The sequence below is a fragment of the Alcanivorax sp. 1008 genome (genome assembly GCF_020667895.1).
Taxonomy (GTDB): Bacteria; Pseudomonadota; Gammaproteobacteria; order Pseudomonadales; family Alcanivoracaceae; genus PGZG01.
This window is the reverse complement of record NZ_JAFMPS010000035.1, coordinates 1-9,407: the sequence shown is the minus strand read 5'-3', so window position 1 is coordinate 9,407 and position 9,407 is coordinate 1. Positions and strand designations below refer to the sequence as shown.

Sequence of the window (9,407 nt, the reverse complement as noted above, 5' to 3'; positions counted from 1 at the left end):
AAGTGCAATGCCGATATTGGCATCCACCCAAACACCGTGGTCATCCGGTCCACGATGATTCAGCTGCTGCGTCATTGTCCGGGTAAATGCCTGCAAGTCCCCGGCATCCAGCTCAGGCCGGGGCAGCAAAAAGCCGGTTAAACCACACATGCAATCATCATCCCGTCCAATCAGCGCCCAAGCCGAGCATCATCCAGCAAACCAAGCCAGATTGGCGTGGTAACCGAAAGGCAATAGTGCTGCGCAACACACTGCCTACCCTCTGCGCCAAGACGTTGACGCAGTTCCGTATCCTGATATAGGTCGTGAAGCGACGCCAGCCACTGCTCTACAGTCGATGCCTGAAAGCCGTTTACCCCATGCTTCACAAACTGCGCGTTGACTCCAACAGGAGAGGCAATCACCGGAACGGCGCAAGCCATATACTGAATCAACTTGAACCCACACTTTCCGCGCGCCCATGGCTCATCGGGCAACGGCATAATGCCGACCTCGAAAGCGGATATCTCATCAACCTCGGTATGCTCTTGCCACGCCACCAGCTCCACCGGCACGTCAGCCAAGGTCACGGGTCCTGACCCGACAAGCCGAACACAAGCTGGCACCCGAGCGCAGAACTCGGCCAGCGCAGGAGCGATTTCATACAGGTAATTTGCCGTACTGGGTGAGCCAATCCAGCCGATGGTAAAAACAGGCTGTGCATGCGCCTGTTGACGCGCAGGATAACGAAGCAAATCGATTACCGTTGGAATAATTTCTACTCGCCGGGCACCGGCGCGCTTTGCATAGTCAGCCAGGTATTCATTACCGGCAACCACCGTATGGGCCAGCCGCATAACCGTGGCGATCTTGCCGCCAAGAAGACGCCGCACCCAGGCTCTGCCATGTTGGTCATACTGATGGAACAGTGCGTCATCATAGTCCACCAGCATCCGGCAACCGCGAAACACCAGCCAACGCTCAAGCACGGCCGGGAAATAGGGCAACAACTCGTACTCAACCACCACGGTAGAGCGAGCCGGCACCGTAAGTACCGCACAAAGCCGACCGACAAGCGCAGAAAAAGCGCCGAGCCAGGAGGCCGTGCCATGTCGATACTTATGAACAAGGTACGCTTCATCGAACAGAGGCTTAACCACGCAAACAAGACCGGCGGCGCGGAAAGCATCCAGATACTGATAGGTGCGATAGCGACTGCTGGCGCCGGCGCGAGTGTACTTGGTGAAAAAAACAATCCGGCTATTAGGCATGCAACGCTCAGGCCATACGGTAGATTTTAGCCAGCACTGCGATGGCGCGCAGAGGCCTTGCGCGACGCAACCATGACCGGAACAGGATTCGACGCACACGGCGTCGCTGGACCTTGCGCATGGCATCATTGATACGAGACATCTCGCGAGTACGCCTTAACAGCTCAAGATATCCGCGTTCGATGCCATCAAGATTGCCCATCGCCGAACCGGGCTGAATACGATACTCGTAAACCACATCCGGAACGGCACCGTAGATCAAGTTAGCCTGATGAGCGAGCGACAAGAAGAAGATAATATCCTCGCAGTGGCTAGCACCGCCAGGGAAACGCGCAAGCTGGATTTTCTCACGCCGCAGCATGTAGTTCACGCCAAAGAAAACGCCCTCATCCAGCGTTGTGAGACGACCCAGCAAAGGCCCAATAGCCAAATCAGGCTTGTAGATTCGAATCAGATCTCCAGCGGACACGACATTAACACTGCCATTAACAATATCAATTTCGGGGTGCTCATCCAGAAAAGCGGACCGAACCCTGAGAGCATCTGGGGGCAAACAGTCATCTGCATCCAGAAAGGTGAGGTATTCGCCCTGCGCTAGTTCAAGCCCGACATTCCGCGCAGCACTAACGCCGCCGTTGGCCTGATGAATTACTCGAATGCGAGAATCATCTAATCCATCAAGAATGGAAGCAGTGCCATCACTGCTGCCATCATTAACAACGATCAGCTCCCAGTCTTGGAAGGTTTGCGCCATGACCGACTGAATGGCGGAATCAATAACAGACTCACCATTAAAAACAGGTGTGACGACAGATACCTTCACAAAAGGAAATCCTTACAATCACATAGTAAAAATCCTGTAATGACAAGAATAATTCCTGAAAACAGGATGCTTTTATCCGCACAAGGCGCAATCATAATCTCGGATACACTCCGCCGTCATATATCCCTGCGCCAAGAGCTTCAACAGTATCGAGAATGCTTCTTATCTGACTGGGACTAAGTGACTTTTGCCAATATGACAGCTGAGCCATTTGCTCACCGAGTGAGATGGGGCTGGATTTGAGGGTCGTGTTACTAGGTTTCAGGATGATCTCTTCAATACCTGCATCCAGAGAAAGCCCCCAATCACTCAACACCATTGACAGAGTATCAACAGGAGTAGAGACAAGCGCTTCATAGCTAACAGTCAACCACCGTTGATTACGCTGCGGAGACTCAAGGCAACCCGGTTTGTCACTGCCCAAACTGCAGCAAGGCGAGCTTCAATAGTATTAATGCGTAGAAGAACGTCAGCATACGGCCGCATTAGAGGATCGGACAGGATATCTTGCTCTGAAAATCCGGGATAAACCGTATCCCAGGCACCATACTTAATTTGGCTAGCCACTATAGCGCATGGATGTCGAACGAGGTGGACAGGCCTTCGTGTAAAGCCAAACTCTCGACTAAGCCATGGTAGAAGCTGGGTTGCTCTGCAAAACTTCACAAGTAACAATTCAGCGTCGCGGAAACCATTGAAAGACGTGCGATGTAGTATATATGACTCGCGGCAACGACCTCTAAAAAGATCATCAAAAGCTTTCCTTGCCTCCGGCACAGCCTCATTTTCTGCAATATAATGCCTCCAGCCAAATCCAATCTTGCGAAAATGGCTTACCTGGCCTATATGCAGCGGCTCCCACAATCCGGCGACCCCGTTAATACGAGACAGCATTTCATAAAGCCAGGTTGATCCGCCTCGAGGATCAGCACAAATTAATATGGCATCTTCAGCACGAAGCGTGTTTCTTGGGCCAGCAAGTGAAAATCCGATCCTTCGGAAAAAACCAATTGAACGATTACGAAGAATCAGTGGAAGTCGATGCAAAGGCAGCCCAGAACTTAGCACTCAACCCCCATTTCACTGCGAATGAGCGCACGAATATCATCTACATTCAACCAACTTGAATTTGATCCTGACTCATACTCAAATGGAGCATCAAGAGCGTTTGCTGTAGGCATAGAACCAAAATAATCTGCCAGCGTCGTCGGCCCGCCTTGCGGCAAGAAAACATAATATTGACCGTTCCTAACAACAAAGGGGGCCTCAGTAAGTGAAAACATAGACTCATGCATTTTCTCACCTGGTCTCGCACCAATAATACGATGTTCAGCGTCAGGAGCTATCGCCATGGCAACATCTCCAACCCGATATGATGGCGCAATAGGCACAACAATTTCGCCCCCCAACCCCTCTTTTAATGCAAACAGAACCAGCTCGATTCCCTCTTGCATAGTAATTGAAAAGCGAGTCATTAATGGGTCGGTGATAGGCAGAAACCCCTGCTCTTTGATCCGTAGAAAGAACGGCACAACCGAGCCGCCACTGGCAAATACATTGGCGTAACGGACCACGCTAAAGCGTGTGCGCCCTGAAAGCCCGGCTTGTATTAACACCCGCTCCATGGCGAACTTGGACGCTCCGTAGATCGTAGAGGGCGAAACCGCCTTATCGCTAGACAGCGCTACAATTCTCTTGACGCCATGCCGATTTGCCGCCATTGCGAGGTTTCTCGCACCGTCTACGTTGGTACGCATACACTCGTAGGGGTTAGCCTCTGCAGCGGGCACATGCTTCATGGCTGCCGCATGTACAACAACATCAACGCCGGCCAAAACCTCATCTACTCGGCTCGCATCGCGGATATCGCCGATAACAAAACGTAACCTGCTGGCGTACCGTGCGAGGTGGTGCGCCATTTCATAATGCTTATGCTCATCGCGAGAGAATACTGTAATTGCCTCAGGGCAGTCGGGAGAGGCCAATAAATACTCAACAAAAGCACGTCCAAAAGAGCCTGCCCCTCCGGTTACCAAAAGATGCTTAGCGATCATAGGATTCATCCATGTCATGCCCCGTCAAGATGTTAATTGCATGCCGAAATCGAGGGTTTAGTGTGTCAAAGCCCCGGTAGCCAAGGCCTTTATCCCGACAGTGCTTTCGCCGCTCCTCCGGATCACGCTCAAGGTAATCCTGAATTTTCGGCCAGGCAGCCTTGATCTCAGACTCCGTAAAATCATCTACCACAACACCAACATCGTTCTCTTCTGCGAACAAATAATCCTCAGAGACACCACGAGTAATCAAGTAAGGCAACCCGGCACTGAGATACTCACCCACTTTTATGTTGGATATAAACTTTTTGGATGGACCGGGAGGCACGGCAATCACTGCAAAATCTGCGGCAAAAAAATAAGGGTGTATCCCGGCATAATCAGAATGACAAATCGTGTAGGCATCACGCGACACTCCCGCCCGATCGAAACGCCCATGGACCTCATCGTCATCATGGGGAGTCACTATCAGAAAGTGCAGACTAGAGTCCATATCGAGCAGCCAGCGAAACATAAATGCGGTTTCATCGCCATAATACAGGCCATCAAACTTGCCCGGATAGAACAGCACGCTCTGGTCTTCCGTGATACCAAGCTGTGTACGAACACGCTTTCTGACTTCCGGGTCAAAGATAAACTTCTGATCATTCGCAACCGTCGGGATTTTGACGAATTTCGCTTGAGAGTGCCAAACTTGCTTGACTCTTTCCTCCATAAATCGAGTACCAGAAGCAACTACAACAGCGCCCTGTGCCGCGCGCCTCTCAAGCAAACGGGACAGGCGAGTCTGCAGGCTGTTCGCCGGCCACATCCCGTTATCAACGGCATATTCAGAATGCGGCTCATACTGGTACAAGAACTGACGTAGACCCAGCGGAATCGAGTACAAGTAAGCAAAGGTGCCCGCAACAGACCCAAGAGTGACGATGTGACGAAAGCCACTAAAGCGCAAACGTAGCGCAACACGAAAGCCAGCGATCAAGTCTACAAGCTTCTGCTTTATCCCGATTCCGGGGTGCCAGCTTAACGCTGTCCACTCCATGCCCTGGGATTTCCATTGCTCTACGATTGTCTTTTGCTCGTCAGTTAACGGATGCTTCGGATCTTCGTAAGTAATGACGTGAAACCGTACCTGACTAGCACTATCATTCAAATAGCTATCGATATAGAGCCAGAAATTACCCTGGATTAGCGGGTCAAAAAGGCGATTGTAAAGAAAAATAATGATAGGAGATTTTGTGGTCATTGCTAAGCCTATAAGTCAGCTAATCAAGCCACCGCGACGCCCGAGCGCTACGGCAATACGGTCAAGTTGACGTGAGTAAGAGTTATCAAGAGCGAAGGCCTGGCGATGTGCGATGAGTTCTGGAGTATTCCACGCCATAGGATTTCTGCTAATCGTGGCAAAGACATGAAGATACTCTTCCCGACTTGCTGGCATCTCCACCAAGTCTGACCTTCCCTCATACTCCAGAGTCCGCGTCGCCAGAACACACTTTCCCGAGGCCAGGTATTCCATCATCTTGTGAGGGTTGGCAAGCTGCTCAAGGTGCATGTCCTCCCTATAGGCGACGAGCAGAACATCCGCAAGTTCCAGGAAGTGTGGCAGCACATCCGCCGGGTGTTTACCCCAAAAGACAACATTAGCAGAAGATGCTGTCGCCGCATGCAGACATTTGCCAGTTGCATAGGAGCCGACAAAATGAAACTGCACATTCGGGTTAGTGTTAACAAGCTGGGTCAGAAGCTCTACATCCAGATAGGCAATATCCAGATTCCCGGTCAAAACGACGTTGACGCCAAAGTTCGCAAAGATGCTATCAATATCAGGGGGACCAGAAACCCTGCGCCGTGGCGGCGAATATCCATGAGTGATCCGAATAAGCTGCTGTGCTACTGGCTCCAGACGTTTCTCGATAGGGCCTGAAATCGCTATTGAAAGATCTGCTGTGGCGGCGACTATATCTGGCTCGAAGTCCTGGTTCAGATCTACCTGCTGATAGATTTTTAAACGATTCCCAGCAAAGCCGAAGTCAAAAAATCGAGAGTTCTCAAAATTCCAGATTATCTCAATGCGCTGCTGCAACAACCTCTCTAGCCGAGCAAGCCACCGCCCCTCAAGGAAACGTCGTATAAAGCCCGGAAGGCGCCGCAACCCACGGGCCACCCGCGGTGCATGCAATATTCGAAGACGACCGTTGGTGACAGAAATATCCTCAAGCCGAATTTCATTATGGATAGCAGGTGGGCCATAGAAAATCACATCATGTCCCTGCTGAGCCAGCTCCATCGCATAGTGATGCTTACTGACAAAGTGCCCGTCCCACGGCTCCGGAGAGATAACAAGAATAGTGGTCATACAGGCTTACTATGGATTCTTGTCAAATAGGCAGCCTCAGACCGCAGCCTTTCCTCACTCCAGTTCCACCACTGCAGCCTGAGCAGTTCATCGATAACATCAGGAGCGAAACGATAACGGATGTGGCGAGCTGGATTACCCGCAACTATCGCATAGGGCGGCACATCGCGAGTAACAATGGCACCGGCACCAACGATAGCACTATCACCAATGCTGACACCGGAAAGCACCTGTGCACCCGCGCCTATCCAGACATCATTACCAATACGGATTGGCCCCTTGCTGATTTGCGCATCAGCGCCCTCTGCCGTCTTCAGCACATTGCGTTCAAAGAAATACGTAGTTGTTCGCTGCGGATTATGAAATTCTTCCTGAAACGTTACATGATGGGCAATTGAACAGAATGATCCTATTGAGATGCCATGCACTCCAGCACCTGCATAAATCTCCGGCCCCCAGAGAGATGTATATCGAGATACAGAAACCTTGCCCACCAATGTAGCCTGATACAGCTTGCAACCCTTGGCCACACTAACATCTGGACCAACGGTGCACCCGGAAACCCAGGCCTCAGGAGAAATCTTTGCTGTGCTGTGGATAGCATTCACTCGATTAAGCCGCTGGCGCAGGGCCAAGAGTAAAAAGCGAAGGAACTTCATATGCTACCTCCCATCATCATTAAGGCATGATCTTCAGGAGTGTCATTGCCTCACGATAGCGGCGCCGTATGACATCCTCGGAGAAGTGCTGCTCAGCCCTACTCGCTATAGAATCAGCAGAAAATTCGCCAGCATTGCGTCGATCAAGGAAGGTCGCGATCGCAGCGCTCCAGCTCTCAGCGTCACGGGACTTAACTTTGACCCAATCGAGATGACTGGCATATTCGGAGATTGCAGGGATGTAAGGGCCGATCAGAGGGACGCCAGCTCCAAGTGCCTCCGCACAGGCGATTGAAAATGTCTCGTAGTCGGAAGAAAACAGATATCCATCGCTGCTGGCAAGTTGATCCGCAATCTGGGGCTTTGTCATCTTGCCAACAAAGGTAGTACGGTCATTTAATGAGCTGCCCTGCACGAAAGAAGTCATCTGATCAATGAGTTCACCATAGCCACCAATAACCAGCTTAAACTCAGCTCCTAGCCGAGCCGCCATCTCAAGCCCCTCTAGCATGGGCATCGGGTTCTTGATCGACTGCCATCGGTTCACAACAAAAAATGTTGGAACCACGCGCCGGCTAGCCGAAACCCCATGAAGGGGGACAAAATTGGGAATAACGAATTTCGGGAAATTATCGCAACAAGAGAATCGACAAACGTCCTCAAGAAGTGCTTGCGACACTGCCAAAACAGCGTCACCTTGTTGAAAAGGCTTTCTAAGCACAAGCAACGATTTGGAGCTCTGGGGCAAATAGAAATTATAATGATAGGCTGACCAGTGCTCACTAATCAGAATTGGCCTTTTAAAGATCCATCTCCAAAGCCTTGAATGCAACAGAAGCGGGTAAGCTATATGAAAATGCAGGGCATTAAACCGCCATGCACGCTCCTTAACAAGTACAATGATCAAGAAGATAGACGATAGCCACTCCATTACTTTACCCGGCTTTACTGCCGCCAGAAGAAAGTACCCTCTCGCCTCATCATCTAACCCAACTATCCGGAACCGGGGCAATCGGCTGCCAGATGATCTAACTTGTATAACAATAGTCTCTGCATCCAGATCTCGCTTGAATACACGAATCTGGTCACGCACAAAGTTCCCCTCGATACCATCCCATGGATTCGGATACCAACTGGCAATATGCAGAATTCTTCCGGAAGTACGCTTATTCTTGACGCTATTAATCGGCATACCAACACTCAATATACTAAGACTCAAGGCTATTACGAAATGCTAGCCAATTAGAAACTTGTGTCTGGCTTAGAAGGACCGTCGAGTCTTCAACTGCAAGATACCGGCCTTCAGGAAATATCGAACTGATAAGCATCGGATCTCCACGTTGCAACGGCGCTACTCACGTGGAACTGTAAGACTGACACTGTAGGACCTCTTTGCAGCAAAGCGAGCAAGTACCATAGCCACCCTAAACCGTACAGACGCATACAAGCGCTTTAGAAAGATTCGATCAGCCAATGACCGCCCGACTCGTGTCAAAAAAGAATCCTGATCAGCCGTGTCTCTAATGTAGTCGTTATGGTCAGAAGGCCTGATTGTGCTCGGTCGATCCTCATCCTGACCAATCAAGGCTGATTGTGTAAAAAAAATCTCATCAAGCCAGCCTCGGCGCCTGCGCTCACACCAATCATCTGCAAGCGTCATGATCGCAGTTTCCTGAGTTGAGCTACGCTCAGCCGCTGCTCTCGATATAAGATAAGCATGCGCTCGCCATAGACCGCTTGCGGGGTCGGCATGCAGGAAAATCTGCGGCATATCGGTAGATGACCGACCACCTCGCCAAGTTACCCTTCGCTTTAGCGCGGGGCCAACTTGATTAGAGGGAGCTCCCAAATGACAAATAAAGGCAGCCCCGCTTTGAGCGTGAGGAGTCAACGCGTCCGCGGTAGCTGCCACTTGAGCAAGCCAATCTGGCGGCTGTGGGATCACATCATCCTCAAGAACAAGCGCGATTGAAAAGGGAGAGGACACCAACCAGGCAGCAACCGCGTTGTGGGACATTGCACAGCCAACTTCCGCAGCCCTCATTCTCCTGGAAAATTTCTCCTCGAATGCGACAAGATCAGCAAGCGGGGCAATATCCTGTTCCAGTGCATCTCTCAAATCAACTGCCGGAAAGAATGAGTGCACCCAGCTCTCGGGAATACCCCTCGAAATAAGATCCTGACGCCTACCTGATTGGTCCTCAAGAGAAATTAGTAGAACTGGCACACCATTGCCAAGGTAACCGGGCATAAACCGTCGAT

The 9,407-nt window shown here is 50.8% G+C and carries 8 protein-coding genes; all 8 read right to left on the bottom strand.

What is annotated here, in order from left to right; genetic code table 11:
* Positions 1–170: 170 nt before the first annotated feature.
* A complete protein-coding gene (locus J1C54_RS15540) occupies positions 171–1,250 on the bottom strand; it encodes a glycosyltransferase family 4 protein (protein WP_229149684.1) in 1,080 nt (359 codons plus the stop codon).
* Between the two features lie 7 nt (positions 1,251–1,257).
* A complete protein-coding gene (locus J1C54_RS15535; protein ID WP_229149683.1) occupies positions 1,258–2,073 on the bottom strand; it encodes a glycosyltransferase family 2 protein in 816 nt (271 codons plus the stop codon).
* Between the two features lie 1,061 nt (positions 2,074–3,134).
* Positions 3,135–4,136: an SDR family NAD(P)-dependent oxidoreductase gene (locus J1C54_RS15530; RefSeq protein WP_229149681.1), complete on the bottom strand. Its 1,002-nt coding sequence runs from the start codon at positions 4,134–4,136 to the stop codon at positions 3,135–3,137.
* Entirely contained in the window at positions 4,117–5,373 is a 1,257-nt protein-coding gene (locus tag J1C54_RS15525) for a hypothetical protein (RefSeq protein ID WP_229149680.1), read from the bottom strand. Before J1C54_RS15525 ends, J1C54_RS15530 begins: the two co-directional genes overlap by 20 nt.
* Positions 5,374–5,388: 15 nt before the next feature.
* Entirely contained in the window at positions 5,389–6,486 is a 1,098-nt protein-coding gene (locus J1C54_RS15520; RefSeq protein ID WP_229149679.1) for a glycosyltransferase, read from the bottom strand.
* Positions 6,483–7,145, bottom strand: a complete 663-nt coding sequence (locus tag J1C54_RS16650) for a CatB-related O-acetyltransferase (RefSeq protein WP_304504414.1) — start codon at positions 7,143–7,145, stop codon at positions 6,483–6,485. The genes J1C54_RS15520 and J1C54_RS16650 overlap by 4 nt, the downstream gene beginning before the upstream one ends.
* A gap of 19 nt (positions 7,146–7,164) precedes the next feature.
* Positions 7,165–8,337: a glycosyltransferase family 4 protein gene (locus tag J1C54_RS15510; protein ID WP_229149678.1), complete on the bottom strand. Its 1,173-nt coding sequence runs from the start codon at positions 8,335–8,337 to the stop codon at positions 7,165–7,167.
* Positions 8,338–8,496: 159 nt separating this feature from the next.
* Positions 8,497–9,396 carry a glycosyltransferase family 25 protein gene (locus tag J1C54_RS16800; protein WP_370635686.1) on the bottom strand — a complete coding sequence of 300 codons (900 nt, stop codon included), beginning with the start codon at positions 9,394–9,396 and terminating at the stop codon, positions 8,497–8,499.
* Positions 9,397–9,407 lie beyond the last annotated feature (11 nt).

What these genes read in the sequence shown, in the direction of transcription:
- J1C54_RS15540 (WP_229149684.1), bottom strand. Translation starts at nt 1,250, where the DNA reads ATGCCTAATAGCCGGATTGTTTTTTTCACCAAGTACACTCGCGCCGGC.
- J1C54_RS15530 (WP_229149681.1), bottom strand. Translation starts at nt 4,136, where the DNA reads ATGAATCCTATGATCGCTAAGCATCTTTTGGTAACCGGAGGGGCAGGC.
- J1C54_RS15525 (WP_229149680.1), bottom strand. Translation starts at nt 5,373, where the DNA reads ATGACCACAAAATCTCCTATCATTATTTTTCTTTACAATCGCCTTTTT.
- J1C54_RS15520 (WP_229149679.1), bottom strand. Translation starts at nt 6,486, where the DNA reads ATGACCACTATTCTTGTTATCTCTCCGGAGCCGTGGGACGGGCACTTT.
- J1C54_RS16650 (WP_304504414.1), bottom strand. Translation starts at nt 7,145, where the DNA reads ATGAAGTTCCTTCGCTTTTTACTCTTGGCCCTGCGCCAGCGGCTTAAT.
- J1C54_RS15510 (WP_229149678.1), bottom strand. Translation starts at nt 8,337, where the DNA reads ATGCCGATTAATAGCGTCAAGAATAAGCGTACTTCCGGAAGAATTCTG.
- J1C54_RS16800 (WP_370635686.1), bottom strand. Translation starts at nt 9,396, where the DNA reads ATGCCCGGTTACCTTGGCAATGGTGTGCCAGTTCTACTAATTTCTCTT.